Source organism: Pseudomonas sp. BP01 (genome assembly GCF_022760795.1).
In the GTDB taxonomy this organism is placed as follows: Bacteria; Pseudomonadota; Gammaproteobacteria; order Pseudomonadales; family Pseudomonadaceae; genus Aquipseudomonas; species Aquipseudomonas putida_Q.
This window is the reverse complement of the sequence record NZ_JAFBKA010000009.1, coordinates 168736-188744: the sequence shown is the minus strand read 5'-3', so window position 1 is coordinate 188744 and position 20009 is coordinate 168736. Positions and strand designations below refer to the sequence as shown.

18 protein-coding genes and 1 pseudogene are annotated in these 20009 nt (G+C 63.9%); 12 read left to right on the top strand and 7 right to left on the bottom strand.

The features are described 5' to 3' along the window. Nucleotides 1-4: 4 nt before the first annotated feature. Nucleotides 5-2251, bottom strand: a complete 2247-nt coding sequence (locus tag JOY50_RS10835; RefSeq protein ID WP_132846075.1) for an ATP-binding protein — start codon at nucleotides 2249-2251, stop codon at nucleotides 5-7. 268 nt (nucleotides 2252-2519) lie between these two features. Between JOY50_RS10835 and JOY50_RS10830 the strand changes: the two genes are divergently transcribed. The 7 genes from JOY50_RS10830 to JOY50_RS10800 all read left to right on the top strand — a co-directional run bounded on the left by JOY50_RS10830 (nucleotide 2520) and on the right by JOY50_RS10800 (nucleotide 8861). After that, nucleotides 2520-3047, top strand: coding sequence for a spore coat U domain-containing protein (locus JOY50_RS10830; RefSeq protein WP_132846077.1), 528 nt, complete (start codon nucleotides 2520-2522; stop codon nucleotides 3045-3047). 30 nt (nucleotides 3048-3077) lie between these two features. After that, on the top strand, nucleotides 3078-3614 hold the full coding sequence (locus JOY50_RS10825) for a spore coat U domain-containing protein (protein WP_132846079.1): 537 nt from the start codon (nucleotides 3078-3080) through the stop codon (nucleotides 3612-3614). Nucleotides 3615-3632: 18 nt separating this feature from the next. Beyond that, nucleotides 3633-4166 carry a spore coat U domain-containing protein gene (locus tag JOY50_RS10820; RefSeq protein WP_028613474.1) on the top strand — a complete coding sequence of 178 codons (534 nt, stop codon included), beginning with the start codon at nucleotides 3633-3635 and terminating at the stop codon, nucleotides 4164-4166. A gap of 3 nt (nucleotides 4167-4169) precedes the next feature. Next, nucleotides 4170-4673, top strand: coding sequence for a spore coat U domain-containing protein (locus tag JOY50_RS10815; protein ID WP_132846084.1), 504 nt, complete (start codon nucleotides 4170-4172; stop codon nucleotides 4671-4673). A gap of 40 nt (nucleotides 4674-4713) precedes the next feature. After that, nucleotides 4714-5490 (top strand): molecular chaperone, encoded by a 777-nt coding sequence (locus JOY50_RS10810; protein WP_028613476.1) that lies wholly within the window; start codon nucleotides 4714-4716, stop codon nucleotides 5488-5490. Nucleotides 5491-5598: 108 nt separating this feature from the next. Further along, the gene (locus tag JOY50_RS10805) at nucleotides 5599-7896 is read left to right on the top strand and encodes a fimbria/pilus outer membrane usher protein (protein WP_132846108.1); all 2298 of its coding nucleotides are present in this window, start codon (nucleotides 5599-5601) and stop codon (nucleotides 7894-7896) included. Beyond that, the gene (locus JOY50_RS10800) at nucleotides 7893-8861 is read left to right on the top strand and encodes a spore coat U domain-containing protein (protein WP_132846086.1); all 969 of its coding nucleotides are present in this window, start codon (nucleotides 7893-7895) and stop codon (nucleotides 8859-8861) included. Before JOY50_RS10805 ends, JOY50_RS10800 begins: the two co-directional genes overlap by 4 nt. Nucleotides 8862-9021: 160 nt before the next feature. Here the strand turns inward: JOY50_RS10800 and JOY50_RS10795 are convergent, their stop codons facing one another. Beyond that, the gene (locus tag JOY50_RS10795) at nucleotides 9022-10170 is read right to left on the bottom strand and encodes a M14-type cytosolic carboxypeptidase (protein WP_132846088.1); all 1149 of its coding nucleotides are present in this window, start codon (nucleotides 10168-10170) and stop codon (nucleotides 9022-9024) included. A 142-nt stretch (nucleotides 10171-10312) separates the two neighbouring features. Between JOY50_RS10795 and JOY50_RS10790 the strand changes: the two genes are divergently transcribed. Then, complete coding sequence (locus JOY50_RS10790) at nucleotides 10313-11272, top strand: AraC family transcriptional regulator (RefSeq protein ID WP_238342325.1); 960 nt, start codon at nucleotides 10313-10315, stop codon at nucleotides 11270-11272. 42 nt (nucleotides 11273-11314) lie between these two features. Here JOY50_RS10790 and JOY50_RS10785 read toward each other — a convergent pair whose 3' ends face one another. Continuing rightward, nucleotides 11315-13228, bottom strand: coding sequence for a tyrosine-protein phosphatase (locus JOY50_RS10785; RefSeq protein ID WP_243055174.1), 1914 nt, complete (start codon nucleotides 13226-13228; stop codon nucleotides 11315-11317). Nucleotides 13229-13519: 291 nt separating this feature from the next. Between JOY50_RS10785 and JOY50_RS10780 the strand changes: the two genes are divergently transcribed. Beyond that, nucleotides 13520-14476, top strand: coding sequence for an ABC transporter substrate-binding protein (locus JOY50_RS10780; RefSeq protein WP_405045980.1), 957 nt, complete (start codon nucleotides 13520-13522; stop codon nucleotides 14474-14476). Between the two features lie 14 nt (nucleotides 14477-14490). Further along, nucleotides 14491-15453 (top strand): aliphatic sulfonate ABC transporter substrate-binding protein, encoded by a 963-nt coding sequence (locus JOY50_RS10775; RefSeq protein ID WP_243055172.1) that lies wholly within the window; start codon nucleotides 14491-14493, stop codon nucleotides 15451-15453. Nucleotides 15454-15600: 147 nt separating this feature from the next. Here the strand turns inward: JOY50_RS10775 and JOY50_RS10770 are convergent, their stop codons facing one another. Both JOY50_RS10770 and JOY50_RS10765 read right to left on the bottom strand, forming a co-directional pair. Continuing rightward, nucleotides 15601-15831, bottom strand: coding sequence for a hypothetical protein (locus JOY50_RS10770; RefSeq protein WP_016500501.1), 231 nt, complete (start codon nucleotides 15829-15831; stop codon nucleotides 15601-15603). Further along, nucleotides 15824-16606 (bottom strand): VacJ family lipoprotein, encoded by a 783-nt coding sequence (locus JOY50_RS10765; RefSeq protein ID WP_243055171.1) that lies wholly within the window; start codon nucleotides 16604-16606, stop codon nucleotides 15824-15826. Before JOY50_RS10765 ends, JOY50_RS10770 begins: the two co-directional genes overlap by 8 nt. Nucleotides 16607-16773: 167 nt before the next feature. Here JOY50_RS10765 and JOY50_RS10760 point away from each other — a divergent pair, with 167 nt between their 5' ends. After that, nucleotides 16774-17484: a response regulator gene (locus JOY50_RS10760; RefSeq protein ID WP_138736873.1), complete on the top strand. Its 711-nt coding sequence runs from the start codon at nucleotides 16774-16776 to the stop codon at nucleotides 17482-17484. Further along, the gene (locus tag JOY50_RS10755) at nucleotides 17481-18836 is read left to right on the top strand and encodes an ATP-binding protein (protein ID WP_132839608.1); all 1356 of its coding nucleotides are present in this window, start codon (nucleotides 17481-17483) and stop codon (nucleotides 18834-18836) included. The genes JOY50_RS10760 and JOY50_RS10755 overlap by 4 nt, the downstream gene beginning before the upstream one ends. Here JOY50_RS10755 and JOY50_RS10750 read toward each other — a convergent pair. Both JOY50_RS10750 and dkgB read right to left on the bottom strand, forming a co-directional pair. Next, nucleotides 18837-18977, bottom strand: a pseudogene (locus tag JOY50_RS10750) (DUF1348 family protein); the annotation flags it as partial. A 117-nt stretch (nucleotides 18978-19094) separates the two neighbouring features. Continuing rightward, nucleotides 19095-19898 carry a 2,5-didehydrogluconate reductase DkgB gene (gene dkgB / locus JOY50_RS10745; protein WP_243055170.1) on the bottom strand — a complete coding sequence of 268 codons (804 nt, stop codon included), beginning with the start codon at nucleotides 19896-19898 and terminating at the stop codon, nucleotides 19095-19097. Nucleotides 19899-20009: the final 111 nt, after the last annotated feature.

Sequence of the window (20009 nt, the reverse complement as noted above, 5' to 3'; positions counted from 1 at the left end):
TGCCTCAGGTAGCAGTGTTTCGGGGGAGGGTGAAGTGGAAGCTTGCGCCCTGGTCGATCTGGCCTTCGGCCCAGACCCGGCCATCATGGCGCTCGATGATGCGGCGCACACTTGCCAGGCCAATCCCTGTGCCCTCGAAGTCTTCCATGCGGTGCAGGCGCTGGAATACGCCGAAGAGCTTGTTGGCATAGGCCATGTCGAAGCCCACGCCATTGTCGCGGATGCAGATCTCGGTTTCGCCAGGATGCTGTACGGCACTGATGCCGATGTGTGCCGGTGTACGGCCGCGTGTGTACTTGATGGCATTGGCGATCAGGTTGCGCAACGCCATGTTGATGAACGCCGGGTCGCCGATCACCTTGGGCAGCGGGGCGATGTCCCAAACGATTGCGCGGCCTTCGTAATCGGGGGCCAGTTCGCTGCGAATGGCTTCGACCAGCGCGTTCAGGTCGACGTCGGACAGGCGCAGGGCGGAGCGGCCCATCTGCGAGAAGTTGAGCAAGTTGTCGACCAGGGTGCCGGCAAAGTGCGCCGCTTCACCGATATGTTGCAGAAAGCGCTTGCCGCGTTCGCTCAGGCCCTGGCCTTCCATTTCGCCAAGCAGTTCGGTGTAGCCGGCGATGTGCCGCAGGGGGGCGCGCAGGTCATGGGAAACACTGTAGGAAAACGCTTCGAGTTCCTTGTTCGAGCGGCGCAAATCGCCGGCCAGCTGTGCCAGTTCTTCGGCTTTGCGCAGGACGATGCCAAGCACGGCGGTGCGCAGTTCCAGCACGCCCTCGATCACCAACGGGTCCCAAGGCTCGCTATAACCGCGCAGTTCTTCCTGCCAGCGTTCGAAACTGTGCCGCGGGTCGAGGTTGCCCTGCGGCCCGACCTGCTTGGTCGGCTGGCCGGCCCAGTTCACCTTGCGCACCTGCTCGGGCCGGAACCACAGCAAGTAGTGCGAGTGGATCTGCGAGATGGCCACCGCCAATACACCACCGGCATGGGTGGCCAGCTCGGGCAGGTCAATGATGTCGCGGCGCACGTTGTCACTGTGGAACACCGTGTCTTCGCCGCGCTGGCCAAGCCAGTGCACCAGCGCGGTCACCTGGGCTTCAGGCGGAGTCTCGCCGATCAGGTCACAGCGTTCGGCCGAGATGACTGCGGCGCCCTGGGCACCGGCAAAGGCCAGCAACACCTGGGGCAGGTCGCGCAGGCCGTCGCTGACGCTGTCGTGATCGGCCATCGACGAAATCATGCGCACGATGTGCTGGCGCAACGCTAGCAGCTTGCGCGTGCTGGCATGGGACTCGCGGGACTCGATCTGCAGCGACAGCACACTGGCCAGCAACTCGCAGGCCGTGCGGGTACGCAGGTCCACCGCGCGCGGCTGTTGGTGGTGGCAGGACACCAACCCCCACAGCTCGCCGTCGACCACGATCGAGAGCGACATCGAGGCCAGCGTGCCCATGTTGCGCATGTACTGCAGGTGCACCGGCGAGACGCTGCGCAGCGCGGCGAAACTCATGTCCAGTGCCTTGCCGGTGCGCGGGTTGATGGCCGGCAGCAGGGGCGAGGGCTGGTAGTTGGCATCCTCGATTACGCGGATGCGGTTGACCCGGTACAGCTCGCGCGCCTGGCGCGGGATGTCTGCGGCCGGGAAGCACAGCCCCAGGTAACCGGGGTAGCCTGGGTCGGCTACCTCGGCCAGTACCTGGCCGTTGCCCTCGGCGTCGAAACGGTACGCCTTGACCCGGCCAAAGCCGGTAATGCGCTTGAGCTGCAACACCGTTTGCTGCAGCAGGTCTTCGAGGCTGCTGGCTAATTGCAGGCTGCCGACAAAGTTGCGCACCAGCGGGTAATAGTCGCCTTGCCCGGCCAGCTCCGGCGACAGGCGAGGGGGTTCGAATTCGGCAATCAGTACTTCGTCGTGGCCGTGCACCAGCAAATGCAGCGGGTTGCCGTACGGCGCACCTTGGCGCAAGCGCATGTCGCCGATGTGGAAGGGGAAGACTTCATCTTCGGGCAGCCGTGCGAGCTGCGCGTGCAGGTCAAAGCCATCGCGGACCAGGTTGGCGAAGGGACAACCGATCAGTTCACGGGCCGGCAAGCCCAGCCAGTGTTCAACGTTTTCACTGGCCTGCAGCACGCACAGGTCGATGGGGTCCAGCACCAGCAGAAAACCGTGGGGCTGGATGCTGCTCGGCACGTGGATCGGTTCCCGGGCACAGCGCTCCATGGCTTCTGCCAGCGTGGTGTCTGCAGTCATCAATGAAAACGCTCCTGTCATGTCCGTCCATGTATGGCATTGGCGCCTGGCGCTGGAGGAACGTGGTTCACCCTACCAGAAACCAGGCACATTTACCGGCCCTCGGCCATTGGAGGCACGGGGATGGCCTGGGGTTCTGTGCCGTTCCAGCTTTTTTTAAAGGGGCGCTATCGCTTTATCGCTAATACCAAAAAACGGCTTGAGGCCGCCACCGTTGCGCGGCCTCGCTGCTACGCTCTGTTCAGGACGTTTCGACAAGGATAATAAGGTGACGGAGCGCTTAGTGGCCGCGTTGTTGGGCCTGTTGTTCAGCGGCATTACCGTGGCAGCGGATTTTCTCGTGGAAGTGCGGGTGCTGGTGCAGCGGGGTTGCATGCTGGTCAACCAGACTCGCGACGCGGGAGCCCAGGCCCTGGGCCGGATCGACCTGGGCACGGCGGCACGCCTGGACGGCCCCGGCGCGCCGTTGAGCGGCGTTCTGCTCAGCCAGCGCCCGCCGCGCCTTGAGTGCAACCCGGACACCCCCTATCAGGTGCGCGTCGATGGCGGCCAGCATGGCGGCGTCGGCGAGCTGCGCTACCTGGCCAGCGACGACCGCACGGCTCGGCCCATCCCTTATCGCTTGTACCGCGACGCTGCCTGGCGTGAGCCTCTGGCGGTGGGGGTCGCCCAGTCGGCTAGGGTGCCGAGCAGCGGATCGGTCGAGCTGCCGTTGTACGCACGCATCGACAAGCTGGCCTGGGTGCCGAATGCAGGGGTTTACGCCGACCTGCTGAAAGTCACGGTCACCTGGTAGGGACGCCACCATGCACAAGGACGCCACGCCATGAACCGCACTTCGATCCTGTTGCTCACCCTTGGCCCGTTGCTGGTGCCCGGTGGCGCGGCGCATGGCAGCGCCACCGGTTTCATTCAGGCGCGCTTGGTGATCAGCGCAGCCTGCCAGATCAGCAGCAACGATACGCAACCGGCTGTGCTGGGCAACCCGGGGCTGCTGGACTTTGGCGAGCGTGGCCCGAACTGGGACCAGCCGCTGCGCAGCCGGGTTGACGAAGCGGGCGGCGCGGGCTCCCTGCAGATCAGCTGCACGCCCGAAGTACGGGCCTTCAATGTACGGATCAATGGCGGCCTGAATGGCGACGACGGCGTGCGCCGGCTGAGCAACGGCCGAGAGCTGATCCCTTATCAACTGGCGGTCGACCCGGGCGGCAACAGCCGCTACGTCATCGGCCAGGCGCGTGCCTTCACCATCAACAGCACCCAGCAAGTACCGATTCCCATTTACGGTGTGGTGGTGGCGCAACCTCGCGCACTGCCGGCCGGGCTGTACCGCGACACCCTCAGAGTGACCCTGGACTGGTAACCACGCAAGGAGACTCCGATGCGAACGAACCTTTCATGCTGCATGCTCGCAGGCCTGGGCCTGGCCCTGGCTTCCCAGGCCCAGGCCGCCACGGTGACCGGCAGCATCAACTCGACCCTGACGCTGATCTCGGCGTGCCAGGTAAATGGTACTTCGGGCACGTCGGGGCTCAATTTCGGTGCCTTGAACTTCGGTACCCAGGATGCCTTGTTCGTGACCGCCAATGCCCAGGTGCTGGGAGGCGGGGGTGGTGCGATGAGCATCCTGTGCTCGGCGGGTACGGTGCCTGTGGTCAAAGTGCGCGCAGGCCTGCATGACGGCCAGTCGAGCGGTGGCACCCGTGCGCTTGCCGATGGGGCCGGCAACTTTGTGCCGTATGACCTGTACACCGACACCGGGCGTACGACGCTGCTGGCCATCGACGGCACCATCACCCTGCCGACCAGCACTGGCGTGGCCCAGACTGTCAACCTTTACGGCAAGGCCGTGGGCAAGGCGGGGCTGCCCGCAGGGGTCTACAGCGACACGATCTCGGTCGAACTGTCGTTCTGACCCATGCGCGGCTGGCTGGCAGGTGGCCTGAGCGGAGTCGGCTTGCTGTTGGCTGCCCCGTTGGGGGCGGTGACGACCAGTACCTTTACGGTGACGGCGCAGATTGTTGCCGGGTGCCTGGTGATGGGCGGTGTGACCAGTTACGGGACGCTGAATTATGGCTCGCAGTCGGCACTTTCCACGGGGTTGCTCAGCACCTCGCTGGGTGGCTCTACAGTGACCTTCCAGTGCACGCCGGGCGTAGCCATGAGCATGAGCCTGGACGGCGGGCAGAACAGTGCCAGTGGCACACGCAACCTGAAGCGAACGAGCGGCACGCAAGTGCTGGCCTACCAGTTGTACCGGGACGCGGCCTACACCCAGAGCCTGGGAATCGGCCAGAGCGTGGCCGTGAGCTATTCCGACCCGACGGCGATCAAGCTGCCGGTGTACGGGCGGGTCCAGCTGACCGGCGTGCTGCCGGCAGGGACCTACACCGATGTGGTGCAAGTGACGGTGACCTGGTAAACGCCAGCGCCACCAACGACAAGTGTCTAAGGAGAGCTGCATGCGGGCAGGCGCGAAGTGGGCGCGTGGATTGATCGGATTGTTGTGGCTGGCGAGCCTGCCGGCCGGGGCGGCCACCTCGGTGCTGATCTGGCCGATCGACCCGGTACTGGAGGCCGACCAGAAGGCCGGTGCACTGTGGCTGGAAAACCGTGGCACTGCGCCGGCCAATTTGCAGGTACGGGTATTCGCCTGGCGCCAGGGTGATTACCAGGAGCAGTTCCAGGCGCAGCGCGAGATCATCGGCAGCCCGCCGGTCGCCAACATTGCCCCCGGGCAGAAGCAGCTGATCCGCCTGACCCGTACCGGCCCTTCACCTGCCGGTCAGGAACAGGCCTACCGCATCATCATCGACGAGATCCCGCCCGCCATCCCGGTCGACAAGGCCGAGCCCGGTACTACTGCGGCCATTCGTTTGCAGATGCGCTATTCGGTGCCGCTGTTCGTCTATGGCGAGGGGCTGTTGGGCAAGGCCGACCCTGAAGGCAAAGGCAATGCCGAAGGCGTGGGCAAGCCCCAGCTCAGTTGGCGGCCGGTGACGGTGCAGGGCAAACCCTACGTTGAACTGCGCAACACAGGCCCCGTGCATGCGCGGCTGACCGATGTGGTGGTGCAGCAAGGCAGCCAGAGCAAACCCCTGGCTGAAGGCCTGCTGGGTTATGTGCTGCCGGGGGCCAGCATGCGCTGGCCTGCCCCCGTGGCGTCTACCAGCGGCAGCGTATTGAAGGGCAGGGTCAATGGCCAGAGCGCGGCGGACGCTATCCGCCAGGGCCAATGAGTCAACGACTGAATGCAGTGCAGGGGCCAGGGAGGACCCGGCAATGGTTGGAAACCGTGTGTGAAATGGCTCTCGGCGACGACGCGCCGCTGGTGCCTGGGGCTGGTCATGGTCAGCCCTGGGCTGGCGCTGGCCGACGACCTGCCCCCGCCGCCCACGGAGATGTCCGCCATCGCCGACGCTACCCTGTACCTCGACCTGGTGGTGAACCAGATGCCAAGGGCTGAGCTGGTGCCGGTGCAGCAGCGGGCCGGGCAGTTGTACCTGGGCAGCGACGTACTGCGGGCAGCCGGTATTTCCTTGCCGGGCAACCCCCAAGGCGAGGTGGCGCTGGACAGCATCGCGGGGCTGCACACCGACTACGACAGCCAGAACCAGCGCCTGCTGCTACAGGTGCCGCCGGCCTGGTTGCCCGACCAGCAAGTGGGTGATCGCAACCTGTACCCGGCCAGCGACGCGCGCAGCAGTTTCGGCGCCTTGTTCAACTACGACCTGTATCTGAACGACACCGATGAAGGCGGCACCTACCTGGCAGCCTGGAACGAGCTGCGCCTGTTCGACAGTTGGGGAACCTTCTCCAGTACCGGGCAATGGCGCCAGTCATTCAATGGCGCACAGGCGGACGATACGCGCCAAGGCTTCATGCGTTACGACACTACCTGGCGCTTTACTGACGAACAGCGCCTGCTGACCTACGAAGCCGGTGACTTCGTGACCGGCGCCTTGCCCTGGAGCAGTTCGGTGCGGGTGGGCGGCGTGCAGCTGTCGCGCGACTTCGCTGCGCGCCCCGATCTGGTCACCTATCCGTTGCCGGCGTTCGCAGGCGAAGCAGCGGTGCCGACGTCGCTCGACCTGTTCATAAACGGTTTCAAGTCCAGCACCACCGAGCTGCAGCCAGGCCCGTACACCCTGACCAACGTGCCGTTCATCAACGGTGCCGGGGAGGCGGTGGTGGTCACCACGGACGCCCTAGGCCGGCAGGTGTCGACCACCTTGCCGTTCTATGTCACCAGCAGCCTGCTGCAAAAGGGTCTGTCGGACTACTCGGTGGCCGCCGGTAGCCTGCGCCGTGATTACGCCGTGCGCGACTTCAGCTATGGGCCGGGTGTGGCCTCGGGCAGCCTGCGCTATGGGCTCAGCGACACCTTCACCCTGGAAACCCACGCCGAAACTGCCGAGTCGCTGATGCTTGGTGGTTTGGGCGGCAACATGCGCCTGGGCAACTTTGGCGTGCTCAACGCGGCCTTGGCGCAAAGCCGGTTCGACGGTGACAAGGGCCACCAGGTTGCCTTGGGCTACCAATACAACAGCCAGCGTATCGGCTTCAGTTACCAGCGCCTGCAACGTCACGGCGACTACGCCGACCTGACCCGGGTGGACTCCCCGGACATGCAACTGAGCAAAAGCAGCGAACAGGTCACCCTCAGCCTCAACCTGAACGAGTACGGCAGCGTGGGCGCCGGTTACTTCGACGTACGAGCTGGTGATGGCACGCGCACCCGGCTGATCAACCTGAGCTACAGCAGGCCGCTGTGGGGTGGCAGCAGTATGTACCTGTCAGCCAACCGCGAGGTCGGCGACAGCCAGTGGGCAGTGCAGGCGCAACTGGTGATCCCGTTCGACCTGCACGGCACCCTGGCCCTGGGCATGGAACGCAGCAACGAAGGCGAAAGCCTGCAGCGAGTCAACTACAGCCGCGCGGTGCCGGTAGGTGGCGGTGTCGGTTACAACCTGGGTTACGCCGCAGGCAGCGACCGTGATGCCTACCGGCAGGCCGACGTCACCTGGCGCTTGCAGTCGGTACAGTTGCAGGCGGGTGTGTATGGCAGCAGCGGCGAGATGACCCGCTGGGCCGATGCGAGTGGTTCGCTGGTGTGGATGGATGCCGGGCTGTTCGCTGCCAACCGCATCGATGATGCCTTCGTGGTGGTCAGTACCGGCGGTTACGCCGATGTGCCAGTACGCTACGAAAACCAGGAAGTCGGGCGCACCGATGCCGGGGGCCACCTGCTGGTGCCGTACAGCAGCGGTTACTACCGCGGCAAGTACGAGATCGACCCCATGGACCTGCCACCGGACATCCTTGCAGCGGAGGTGGAGCAGCGTGTGGCCGTGCGCCGGGGTAGCGGCTACTTGCTGGAGTTCCCGCTCAAACGCGTCATGGCGGCCAGCATCGAGCTGGTGGATGGCAACCAGCAAGTGCTCAAGCTGGGCAGCCGTGTCACCCATGAAGAAAGTGGCAGCCAGGCAGTGGTGGGCTGGGATGGCCTGGTGTATCTGGAAAACCTGGCGGCGCACAACCGCCTGCAGGTGGAGCTGGAAGGTGGTGGGCATTGCGAGGCGGTGTTCGATCTGCCTGAGGTACAAGGCTCGATCCCCTTGGTCGGCCCCCTGGTGTGCAAATGAAGGCCTGCAGGGGCAGGGTGTGGGCGTATGCCTTGCTGCTGTGTGCGGGCCCGGCCTGGGCCAAGTGCACATCGGTAGCGACTTCGGCAGCGGCATTCGGCTCGCTCAACTCGACCCAGGTACGTACCACGGTGCAGACGGCTTCCAGTGCCAATTCGGGCCTGCAGTGCAACGGTTCGGTGCTTAGTGTGCTGAGCAGTACCGATTCCTTCGTGGTGAAGATCACCTCGGCCACCAGCGGCCTGGTAGGGCCCACCGGAGATGTCATCCCCTACACGCTGTACGCTGACGCCACCACCACCTATCCGATCACGCGGGGTACCGGCTTCGAGTTCAGGACCACCGGCATCCTCGACTTGCTGGGGTTGCTCAACGGTACACCCAAAGCCGTGCCGCTCTACATGCGCACTCAGATCAACGCCAACGTTGCGGCGGGGCTCTACCAGGAAACCCTCAATGTCGAGTGGACCTGGAAGTACTGCGATGGGATTGGGTTAGGCGGCATCTGTATCGGGACTGACCAAGGCACTGGTACCAAGCCGCTGACGGTGAGCATGACAGTGACCAATGATTGCCAGATCACCACACCCAATATCAGCTTCGCCAGTGCGCCTGTGGTGGCAGGGTTTGGCACGGTGAGCCAGGGCATAAATGTTGCGTGCACCAAGGGCAGCAACTACACGGTGGGGCTGGATGACGGGCAGAACGTGGCCAGCGGACGGCGACGGATGAAGTCGTCGGCCAACAACTACCTCGCTTATGACATTTTCAAGAGCGCAGGGGCGGTGCGCTGGGGGGCAACGGGGGCTGCCAGGCGTTCCAGCACGGATGCCGACGTAAACCCCGGTGCGGGTACCGGCACGGGTAGCCAGGTGTTCAACTACAACGCCAAGGTCTATACCGACCAGGCTACGCCGCCGGCGGCAACTTATTCCGACAGTGTGATACTGGATGTGCAGTTTTGACTGAACCTCATGCCTGCCACGGCCCCCTGTAGGAGCGGCCTTGTGTCGCGATGGGCTGCGCAGCAGCCCCAGCAATATGTGCTGGGTTTGCGATATTGGGGCCGCTACGCAGCCCATCGCGACACAAGGCCGCTCCTACAGGGGCCGGGTGAGGCAAGGCTCAGCGCAAATCGTCCGCCATTTTTGACAGGGTCTCCAGCACCGCCCCCGCCAGAGCCTTCGAACGTGCACCCGACCACCCGGTTGCCGGATTGGGCGCGTCGTCATGGTCCTTGAACGGCATCTCCAGCGTCAGCGACAGGCAGTCATGGCCCATGCCCACGGCATTGCAGGCCAACGTCGTATTCGCCTGCCCGGGCTCGTCACGGGTGTAGCCATGCACGGTCTGGAAGTCGCGGGTCACGCTGCACAAAGTGCTGCGGAACTGCTCTTCCAGTTTTGCCAGCCGTGGCGTGTAACCCGGGTTGCCCTCGCAGGCGGCGGTAAACACGTGCGGAATCTCTTCGTCACCATGCACGTCGATGAACGCATCCACGCCGTATTGCTTCATCTGCGCCTGGGCGAAGAATACTTCCGGGGTCAGCTCGACGCTGGCGTCCTGCCAGGCACGGTTGAGGTCCTTGCCCTTGAAGTTGGTGCGAAGATGGCCGAGGAACGCGCCGTCGGGGTTCATGTTGGGGATCAGGTACAGGTCGGCCTTGGCCAGCAAGCCCTGGATCATTGTGTCGTTGGCTTGCAGGCGGTCGATGACGCCTTCCATGAACCATTCGGCCATGTGTTCGCCCGGGTGTTGCTGGGCAATCAGCCACAGCTTGCGTTTGCCAGCCGCGCCATCGCCGGCTCGCAGCAGGGGAATGTCGCGGCCCTGAACACTGCGACCACTGGCCAGCAGCTCGACCCCCGGTATTTGCCGAGCACGTTCGATCAGCTGGTTGTGGCGGGCGCGCGAGTAGGGCTCGAAGTAGGCGAACCAGATCTGGTCCTGTTCAGCCGTTACCTCGAACGACAGCGCTGAACCGTCAAACTGGCTGGGCACACGGAACCAGCTTTGCTGGTCGTAGCTGGCCACAGCGTTGTAGCCGCTCCAGGCGTTCTTGTACGAAGAGCCTGAGGCATTGTCGAGGCTGAAGCGATGGACCTGCCCCGGCGTCAGCCCGCTGACCTTGAAGTGGAACCACTGGTAGTGGCCGCTGTGGGTGTCCGGGCGGATGGCCAGGTGAACCTGGGCCGGGTTGCTGGCATCCAGCACCTGAATGTTGCCGGAATCGAATGCGCAGTCGATCTGCAGGGGGGACAGCGTCACGGTCATGTGCCGGGCTCCTATGCGGGCATTGTTGTAGGGGTACTGTACACGGCTTGGCAGGGTTGCTGCCTCTTTAACGCGGTTGTCATACGGCCATGGCAGCATCCGGGTCCCCCTTCGCACAGGTGAAACCACAGTGCATTCCGGCATGACCCGCAAGCCCTTCATGCTTCGCTCCTGCGACATGCGCAGCGATGACTTTGGTGCTTTGTTCACCCAGATGTTCGGTAGCCTGTATGCCGACATGCCGCCGCTGGCCCAGGGCATCAGCATTGGCGGCGTATACGGGCGCTTTGAAGGCATGAGCGTGCGACGCATGCAGTATGGCGGCGATTTCAGCATCACCCTGCCCACGCCACAGGATGAGATCACCTTCGTGCTGCCCAGCGCTGGCAAGATCATTTTCGATCACCGTGGCGAATCGATTGGTGGTGCTCAGGTGGGGCTGGCGGTCGACAAACGCGACATTCGCACGGTGCGCTTTGCCGAAAACCATGCCCAGTGCGGCATGTCGATCCGCCGCGGGTTGTTTGCCGAGCGCCTGTCACTGTTGTTGGGCCAGCCCTTGGCGGCACCGGTGTGTTTTGCCCCGGTGGTAGACCTGGCGTTGCCGGTGTTCCAGGGCATACGCGCGTTGCTGGAAATGGCCACCGGTACGCAGTTCGACCAGCTGATCAATACTGGCATGCTGCTGCCGATTCGCCTGCAGGAAATGGTGGTGGATGCAGTGCTTGAGGCCTGGCCCCACACTTATAGCGATGCACTGCGCAGCCCGGCACCTGCGTTGGCGCCGCGCCATGTGAAACTGGCGATGGCCTACCTGCATGAGCACCCGGCGCGCTTGGTCAGTGGCACCGAGCTGGCGGGGTTGGCCAATGTCAGCCTGCGCGCCTTGCAGGATGGCTTTCGCCGTTTTGCCGGGACCTCGATTGTCGGGTATCAACGGCAGGTGCGGCTGGAAAGTGCGCGCCAGGTGCTGGCGCGCGGGGAGGGCGGTTCGGTGGCCGAAGTGGCCTTGCGCCATGGGTTCAGCAATGCGGGGCGTTTTGCCCAGTACTTCCAGCAGGCGTTCGGAGTAAGCCCGGCCGAAGTACGGCGCAGTGGTTAGCGCTGCCGGGCACCGGCAAAGCCGGTGCCAGCGGTTACAGGATCAGAACGCGTAGCTGGTCTTGAGGCTGCCACTCACCCCGTGGCTGTCGCCACCGCCCATCGCCGCCACTTCGCCGCCGACACTCAAAGCACCCAGGTTGGCCATCAGGCTCACCCCGCCGGTGAACTGGTCACGGTTGTCGAATGCCGCACGTTGCTCGACATCCAGCCCCAGCAGATGCCCCTGGCTGTCCACCTGCTGATCTCCCAAGGCATGCTCGTAACCCACTTCCACCCCTGGCACCACCTGCCAGCTGCCTGCTGGAATTGGCGCGAACGACGCCTTGAGGTTGGCCACTGCACTGCGGCGGGTTGCTTTGAGGTCGTCCACCTGCAGGGCCAGTTCGCTGCCTTTCTCGGTGAAGCCGTTCAGGTCGACGTGGCTGACACGCACGCCCAGGCTCGGCTCCAGCACCATGCCATGGGTGGGCAGGCGATAACCCAGCGCCAGGCTGGCACCCGCCAGGGTGCCGTGGCTGTCACCTTTGGCCGTGCCCAGGCCGCCGCCCAGTTCGCGCTTGCTGGAGTAGTCGAGCCAGCCGCCGCTGATGTCGGCATCGATGAACAGCCCGTGCTCCAGGCTCCCCGGGGCAAAGCGTGCCCCCAGACTGAGGAAAGTCAGGTCAGTATCGGCCTCGCCACCGGCACCGCCCACATTGCCGCGGTTGTAGCCAAAACCGGCATGGCCGCTGAGCTGTTCGGAGAAGCGCTGGGTCATGCCCACCATCAACCCTTGGCTGTGTTCGTTACTGCTGGCCGCGTGGGCTGAGCCGTCAGTGCCCAGGTAGCCGGCCAGCGCCGTGCTCCAAAGGCGCGTCTGGCCGACCTTGAGGTTGCTGGCGTCGGCAAAGGGCGAAGCCGCACGCTCGACCATGGCGCCCTGGCGCAGCAGGTAGCTGGCGGCATCCGCGTGCACCTGGCCGCCAACGGTCGAGGTCACGCCGCCCAAGGTGCCGGCATCGATAGCCGATTGCAGGTAGTAGTTGTAGGCGCTGTAGCTGCCCGACAGCGAAGTGTCCTGCAGCTCGCGCAACAGTTGCGCACCTGCGGCAGCGTTGCCTATCAGGCCAGCCTCGCCGGGCAGCGAACCATAGCGCACCATCTTGCCGCGCAACACGTAGATCGTTTCCTGGCTCAGGCCCAGGCCCTGCTTGAGGTAGTTGTCCATGTTGCTGTAGTCGGCGCTGATTTCATCGAGGCCAGCCTGCAGGTAGCTGGCTTCCACCCCCAGTAGCGGTGCATAGATTTCGGCCATGCTCGCCGGCATTGCCGCTAGTGTGGCAGCCACACGGGCGGCGGTGTAGTCGTTGGTAGCCAGGTAGTTGCTCATGAGGGTGGCCTCGTCCACCCCGGCGATGCTCAGCAGCACGGCTGCAGTCCAGCCGGTGCGGTCCTTGCCCGCAGTGCAATGGAACAGCGCGGCGCCATCGGCAGCGGCCAGTTCGTTGAACAGTACGGCAAACTGGCCACGCATGCCGGCGTCATTGACGAAGGCGCGGTTGGTCTCCTGCATCATCGCCCGCGCCTGTTCTGCGCTGCTGAAGGAAATGTTGGTGATGTTGGAGCCTGATGTGGTGCTGCCAATGATGTCGATATTGGTGTAGCTGGCGCCGTCCGGCAGCGTATCGGGCGTGCTGGCGATTTCGCTTGGGGTGCGCAGGTCGTACACATCGCTGATACCCAGGCCATTGAGGGTGGCCAGGTCGGCGGCGGTCGGGGTAAGGGCATTGGCGCGGTAGAACACGCCGGCCCGCATTATGCCGTCATGGCTGGTGGTGTAGGCACTGGTAGCGCCGGCGATGTCGCGGAAATTGTCCATGCCGGCCAGGCGCGGGGTGTCGAGCGCTTCGGCGGCGTGGGCAGTGGAAATGGCAAGGGTGAGCAGGGGCAGGGAGCAGAGCACACGTTGCAGCACGGATCAGGCCTCTGGCAGTGGGTTGGGCTGCCTACTGTCCTGGAGCAATATGAAACTGAATGTTACAGGTTGCGGTGATCTGCAAAAGCTTGCGCGATCTGTCCTGGTTTTGCGTCTTCTGTCCCGGCGACTGGGGCGCAAAGCGCTCCCATCATCATCCCCTGGCTACGATGAATTATTTGTGCAACATATTATTTTGCATATTAGCTTATTACTTTAATCACTTTTATTTATTTTGTGCGGCCCGCTACATTCGCAGTTCCTCCAACCTGCAAGGAACTTCGGATGTCCATTCGATCTCGCCTGCTGCTGTTCGCCGCTGCCACACTTGTGGCCACCCAGGCATTTGCCAGTGACCGCCTGACCCTGCGCATCGGTGACCAGAAAGGCAACATGCGCGCCCAGCTGGAGGCAGCCGATGCCCTGCGCGACCTGCCTTACGACATCCGCTGGGCCGAATTCCCCGCTGCTGCGCCCTTGGCCGAGGCACTGAATGCCGGCGCGATCGATGCTGGCATCATCGGTGATGCGCCATTGCTCTTCGTGTTGGCCTCTGCTGCACCGGTCAAGGCCATTGCGGTGGACAAGTCCGACCCGTATGGCACAGCGCTGCTGGTGCGCCCCGACGCAGGGCTGCACAGCGCTGCCGACCTCAAGGGCAAGCGTATCGCCACTGGCCGTGGCTCTATTGGCCATCACCTGGCGCTGAAGGCGCTGGACCAGGTTGGGCTCAGCGAAAAGGACGTGGAATTTCGCTTTCTCGGCCCGGTCGACGCCAAGATCGCCCTGGCCAATGGTTCGGTGGATGCCTGGTCGACCTGGGAACCCTATACCGCGCTGGCCGAGCTGAGCGGCCAGGGCAAAGTGCTGGTCAATGGTCGGGGGTTGTCCAGTGGCAACAGTTTCCTGGCGGCCACCGACCAGGCGCTGGATGATCCGGCTCGCAAGGCCGCATTGCAGGACTACCTTGCCCGCCTGGCCGCCGCCCAGGTCTGGGCCTATCAGCATCTGGACAGCTATTCGCAAACCCTGGCTGCGATCATCGGCTTCCCGCAGGACGCTGCCCGCCTGCAGTTCGAGCGTCGCCAGTTGCGTTGGCAGGCCATCGACGCGAAGACCATCGGCGAACAGCAGGAAACCGCCGACTTCTATCACGCCCACGGCCTGATGAGCCAACGCCTGGACGTTGCCCCGACCTTCGCCACGGGCTTTACCGTGCCCGCCACTGACTCACTGGCCCAACATTGACCTGGAGACACCCCATGCTGCACCGCAAACGCCTGCGTCACCTGGCCCTGGGCCTGCTGCTCGGTGGCCTGCTGCCGTCGCTTGCCAATGCCGAGCAGACCCTGCGCATCGGTTACCAGAAATCCTCCACCCTGCTGACCTTGCTCAAGGCCCGTGGCACGCTGGAGCAGCGCCTGCAGGCCGAAGGTATCCGCGTCAGCTGGCACGAGTTCCCCAGCGGCCTGCCGCTGCTGGAGGCGCTTAACCTGGGCAATGTCGACCTGTCGGCGGATGTGGCCGACACCGTACCGGTGTTCACCCAGGCAGCTGGCGCCAGGCTCACCTATTTTGCTCGTGAGGCGCCATCACCCTCGGCCCAGGCCATCCTGGTGCCAGCCGACTCGCCGCTCAAGACCCTGGCCGACCTCAAGGGCAAGCGGGTAGCGGTGACCAAGGCGGCGGGCAGCCATTACCTGTTGATCCAGGCGCTGGCCAAGGCCGGGCTGAGCTTCAAGGACATTACCCCGGCGTACCTCATTCCTGCCGACGGCCGGGCGGCGTTCGAGAACGGCAAGGTCGAAGCCTGGGTCACCTGGGACCCCTACGTGGCCAGCGCCCAGCGCCAGCAGAATGCGCGCGTTCTGGCAGATGGCAGCGAGCTGGCGAGCTACCAGCGTTACTACCTGGCCGGTAGCGATTACGCCAAGGCGCACCCGCAAGTGCTGCAGCAGGTGTACCAGGCGCTGCGCGAGATCGGTGCCTGGACCAAAGCCAACCCCGCAGCGGCTGCCCGGGTGCTGGGGCCGCTCTGGGGCAACCTGGACAGCGCCACGGTGCAGCAGGCCAATGGCCGACGCAGCTATGACGTGCAGCCGGTGCAGTTAGACAACCTTGGCGAACAGCAACGCATTGCCGATGCCTTCTACCGCGAAGGGTTGCTGCCCAAACCGGTGGATGCGCGAGCGGTGACTGTATTCGAGCCCAGGGCTGCTGACTGAGACCGCCTGTGCCGGCCTCTTCGCGGGTAAACCCGCTCCCACAGGGATATCACTGCACCTGAGGCTAGTGATCTCCCTGTAGGCGCGGCCTTGCGTCTCGCCTACAGTTGATCGCGGTGAAGGATCAATACCCGGCTTGCTTCAGATTCATCGTTCGTGCCTGGCCATCCAGCGCAGCAATGCAGCGATCGGCACGCTGCGGTGAGCCTCGTGCCGGTACGGTTTGCCTTCGGCGGTGTAGCGTTCGCGATAGCGGCTGAGGACCAGATTGCGGCCGTCGGCGGACACCCGAGCCTCCAGTTCGTGGAGCAACAACGGTTGCCGGGCGGCGCCTTCCAGGCGCCGGAACAGCAGCATGGCCGCTTGAGCATCATTCATGGCCGGTTACCTGCGAGCAATTGGCTTGCCACGTTCCGGGCTTGCCTGCCTTGCCTTCGGCTACGAGGTTGTTGCGTTGCTGCGCGGTGTAGTCGCGCAGCGCCAGGTAATAATCGGGCCAGGTTTGCAGCCAGGCAGTCAACGGTAGCGCGGCGGCGCGGCTGTCCACGACATACCCGGCAGTGGCCACGGTACGGAGGGTGTCGACCGTATCGCTATTGTCGCCGAATGGGTCCAGCGCCAGGCTCAACACGCTGCCCGTTGCGTCGCGCAGGTTGTGCGTACCCAACAGCGGCAGTTCGACGGTGGGGCCATTGGCGATGCCCCAAACCCCGAAGGTCTGGCCAAAGTCTGACCTGTGCTGGCTCAGCCCCATTTTGCCCGCCACATCGACCACGCCCGCCGCACCCAGGGTGGTGTTGAAAATGAAGCGTGTGAGGCTGGTCATCGCCCGTTCGCCATTACCCTGCAGCAGGTCATTGACGAACACCTTGGGCTCGCCAACGTTGTTGGCAAAGTTGTGCACGCCTTGCCGGGCAAAGCCGGGCAGCGTGTCATAGCCCCGGGCGACAGGCGCCAGCAGGTAGTCGTCGACCGTGCGGTTGAAGGTGAATACGGCGCGGTTGGCCGGCTCCAGCGGGTCACTGACCTGATAGGCAAGGTTGCCGCAGGCGCTGGTGGCGTGAGCGCGTTGGCTGCAGGCCCCGGCCGCGAGCAGCGATAACACCAGCGCAGCAGAGCGCGCCGTACGGGAGGTGGATGATGAACGGGACATAGGCACATTCCTGGCAAGAACTGGCGGCGATGCTGCGCAATCTTCGTTGCCCGGTAATGTCCGGATCGTCTCGGCACTGACACTTTGTTTCCGGGTTGAAATATATGACGACCGCAGGGGCATGGCCTTAAAGTACGGCTTGTTTACCTTGTCTGTGGTGCGTTTTCGTGAGCCATTTGCTGATAGTCGACGATGATGTCGAGGTGCTTGACCTGCTGCAGAAGTTTCTTCGCCAGCATGGTTACGAAGTGGACGTGGCCCAGGATGGCCAGGGGCTGTGGCAGGCGCTTGATCGGCGGGTGCCTGACCTGGTCATCCTCGATGTGATGTTGCCCGGGGACAGCGGCCTGGTGTTGTGCCAGCGGCTGCTGGCCGAACACCAGGTGGCGGTGATCATGCTTACGGCCATGGGCGAGTTGAGCGACCGGGTCGTGGGCCTGGAACTGGGGGCTGACGACTACGTGACCAAGCCGTTTGCTGCCCGTGAACTGCTGGCACGGGTAAGGGCAGTCTTGCGTCGGGCCGGCGAAAAAGCAGTGGGCACGGCGGGCCACACCAGTAGCAGCCTTGAGTTTGCCGGCTGGCAGCTGGACGTGGTGCGGCGCGAATTGCGCTCGCCGGACAACGTCATGATCCCCTTGTCCAATGGCGAATTCGAACTGCTCCTGGTGTTCGCCGAACACCCGCGTCGGGTGCTCAGCCGCCAGCAATTGCTGGACATGGCCCGTGGTGATGCCTACGACGCTTATGACCGCAGCATTGACGTGCAAGTAAGCCGGCTGCGCCGCAAGCTAGAAACCGACAACGGGCATGAGCCCCTGATCCGCACACTGCGCAATGCCGGTTACCTGTTCACCCCCACGGTCGCGAAGCGATGAGCCTGTTTGCCCGGGTTCGCCAGGCCCTGCCGCAGCCCAGAATCACCATTGCCCGGTGGATTGCGTTGACCACGCTGACGGCGATGCTGTTCCTGCTGCTGCTCAAGGGCCTGTTCAGCCTGCTGCTGAGTGTGTGGGCGCAACCACCGCTGCTGGAGAGCGGGGTGATCGAGAAGGTTGCAGCGGTGACCCGCATCCTCGATGCCGCACCTATGGCACAGCGTGCCAATATCGCCATTGCGGCTGGTGACGGCTCCTATTCCGTGCGATGGTTGCGACGCCATGACGAGGCGGGTGTGCCGGCGTTGGTCGATGCCGAGTTCCGCGAGGGCACGCCTATCCTGCGTGCACTGCTCAAGCGCCCGGATGCCAGGGTCGAGTCGTTCGAGCCGTCCGACATGCCGGAATACACCTCTGAACGTGGCTATGCCTTGATGATCGAGCTGGCCGACAAGTCGTGGGTGCTGTTTCGCGCCACAGACCGCAGCTGGGGCCTGGACGAGCTGCCGCGCAACCTGATCGTCCTGGTGTTGATGCTGGTTTCCAGCCTGGCCGTCGCACTGTTGGCCACACGCTATCTGGCCAAGCCGCTGGAGCGCTTTGCCGAGGGGGTGCGGCGTTTTGGCAAGGACTTCAACGCCCCGCCGATTCCGGTGGTTGGCCCGCACGACCTGCGCCAGGCCATTCTTGCGTTCAATGCCACCCAGGCCCAGCTCAAGCATTACCTGAACGACCGTACTCAGATGCTGGCGGCAATCTCCCACGATTTGCGCGCACCGCTGACGCGCATGCGCTTGCGCGCCGAGTTCATCGACGATGCCCAGCTACAGGCCAAGTTGTTCAAGGACGTGGATGAGATGCAGGCGATGGTCGACGCCGCGCTGGCGTTTTTCCGTGATGATGCGCGGCTGGAGCAGACGACCGTGTTCGACCTGGGCGAGCTGCTGCTCACGGTGGTGGACGATTTCAAGGATGCGGGTGTCGAGGTCGGCCTCAGCGGGCCGCGCCGTTGTGTGTATACAGGGCGGCCGGTGGGTATCAAGCGGGTGTTGGTCAACTTGATCGACAATGCCGCCAAGTACGGCCGCGAGCCATCGGTGGTGTTGGCGGTAAGTGCCAGGCAGATCGAGATAACCGTGCAGGACCGCGGCCCGGGCATCGCGCCGGCGCTGCAGGAGCAGGTATTTGTGCCGTTTTACCGTATCGAAGGTTCGCGCAATCGCGACACGGGCGGTGTGGGGCTGGGCCTGCCCGCAGCACGGGCCATCGTGCTGGAGCAAGGCGGCAGCCTGACCCTGAGCAACCGCCCCAGTGGCGGTTTGCAAGCCAGGGTCGTGCTGCCGCTGGGTTGATCAGAGGCCCAGTTCGCTGAGCCCGGGGTGGTCATCCAGGCGGCGCCCCAGCGGCCAGTGGAACTTGCGTTCGGCTTCGCTGATGGGGTGTTCGTTGATGCTCGAATGCCGGTTCTGCATCAGCCCATCTTCGGCAAACTCCCGCCAGGCACTTCATAATTGCAGTGCGTGGAACAATGCATGATTTCATGCATAGTGCATGTGCGGGTACAGGTGGTCGCAGTCGGGCAATACTGGCTGCGGCCGCCCAACCCTACATCAGTCCCATGCAGGCGCCAGGCCGTCAGGGCTGACCTCGCGGCCATTGCGTTCCAGCGTGGCGATGCGTGCCATGTCGTCGGTGTCCAGCTTCAGGTCACGGGCAAGCAGGTTGCTGGCCAGGTTTTCGCGTTTGGTCGAAGACGGGATTACCGCGTAGCCCAGCTGCAGGGCCCAGGCCAGCGCAACTTGGGCGACGGTGGCCTTGTGCTTGGAGGCGATTTCGGCCAGTACCGGGTCTTTCAGGACCTTGCCATAGGCCAGGGTCATGTACGAGGTGACGGTGATGCCTTGCTCCTTGAGAAACGCGGCCAGCTTGCTGTTCTGCAGGTACGGGCTGAGCTCGATCTGGTTGGTGGCAATTTCGCCCTTGCCGACCACATCGATGGCTTGGCGGGTCAGCTCGATATTGAAATTGGAGACACCGATCTGGCGGGTCAGCCCCAGCTTCTTCGCTTCGGCCAGCGCAGTCATGTACTCGCTCAGCTCCACGCCGTTGCCTGGCGCCGGCCAGTGGATCAGCAGCAGGTCGACGTGGTCGGTGCGCAGTTTCTCCAGGCTTTCGCGCAGGCTGGAAATCAGTTTGTCGGTCGCATAGTTGTCGACCCAGATCTTGGTGGTGATGAACAGCTCGCTGCGCGGCACGCCACTTTCGGCGATGGCCTGGCCGACTTCGGCTTCGTTCTTGTAGATCTGTGCGGTGTCGATGACCCTATAGCCCAGCGCCAGGGCCGACTTGACCGAGTCAATGACGGCCTGGCCGGTGAGGCGGAAGGTACCGAGGCCGAAGGAAGGAACGCTCATGGGGTTACTCCTGAAAAGTGGGGGAGGATCATGTAACGGCCAGTGTGCCGGTTCAGAAGGCAGCGAATAAGCGGCTGCTGCGTCAAAGTCATTTGAACTGCAGGCAAGAAT

Bases quoted from the DNA above. Each gene is read 5' to 3' on its own strand.
- JOY50_RS10810 (WP_028613476.1), top strand. From the start codon at position 4,714: ATGCGGGCAGGCGCGAAGTGGGCGCGTGGATTGATCGGATTGTTGTGG.
- JOY50_RS10765 (WP_243055171.1), bottom strand. From the start codon at position 16,606: ATGTCCCGTTCATCATCCACCTCCCGTACGGCGCGCTCTGCTGCGCTG.
- JOY50_RS10805 (WP_132846108.1), top strand. From the start codon at position 5,599: ATGGTCAGCCCTGGGCTGGCGCTGGCCGACGACCTGCCCCCGCCGCCC.
- JOY50_RS10835 (WP_132846075.1), bottom strand. From the start codon at position 2,251: ATGACTGCAGACACCACGCTGGCAGAAGCCATGGAGCGCTGTGCCCGG.
- JOY50_RS10795 (WP_132846088.1), bottom strand. From the start codon at position 10,170: ATGACCGTGACGCTGTCCCCCCTGCAGATCGACTGCGCATTCGATTCC.
- JOY50_RS10815 (WP_132846084.1), top strand. From the start codon at position 4,170: ATGCGCGGCTGGCTGGCAGGTGGCCTGAGCGGAGTCGGCTTGCTGTTG.
- JOY50_RS10755 (WP_132839608.1), top strand. From the start codon at position 17,481: ATGAGCCTGTTTGCCCGGGTTCGCCAGGCCCTGCCGCAGCCCAGAATC.
- JOY50_RS10800 (WP_132846086.1), top strand. From the start codon at position 7,893: ATGAAGGCCTGCAGGGGCAGGGTGTGGGCGTATGCCTTGCTGCTGTGT.
- JOY50_RS10820 (WP_028613474.1), top strand. From the start codon at position 3,633: ATGCGAACGAACCTTTCATGCTGCATGCTCGCAGGCCTGGGCCTGGCC.
- JOY50_RS10825 (WP_132846079.1), top strand. From the start codon at position 3,078: ATGAACCGCACTTCGATCCTGTTGCTCACCCTTGGCCCGTTGCTGGTG.
- JOY50_RS10790 (WP_238342325.1), top strand. From the start codon at position 10,313: ATGACCCGCAAGCCCTTCATGCTTCGCTCCTGCGACATGCGCAGCGAT.
- dkgB (WP_243055170.1), bottom strand. From the start codon at position 19,898: ATGAGCGTTCCTTCCTTCGGCCTCGGTACCTTCCGCCTCACCGGCCAG.
- JOY50_RS10770 (WP_016500501.1), bottom strand. From the start codon at position 15,831: ATGAATGATGCTCAAGCGGCCATGCTGCTGTTCCGGCGCCTGGAAGGC.
- JOY50_RS10775 (WP_243055172.1), top strand. From the start codon at position 14,491: ATGCTGCACCGCAAACGCCTGCGTCACCTGGCCCTGGGCCTGCTGCTC.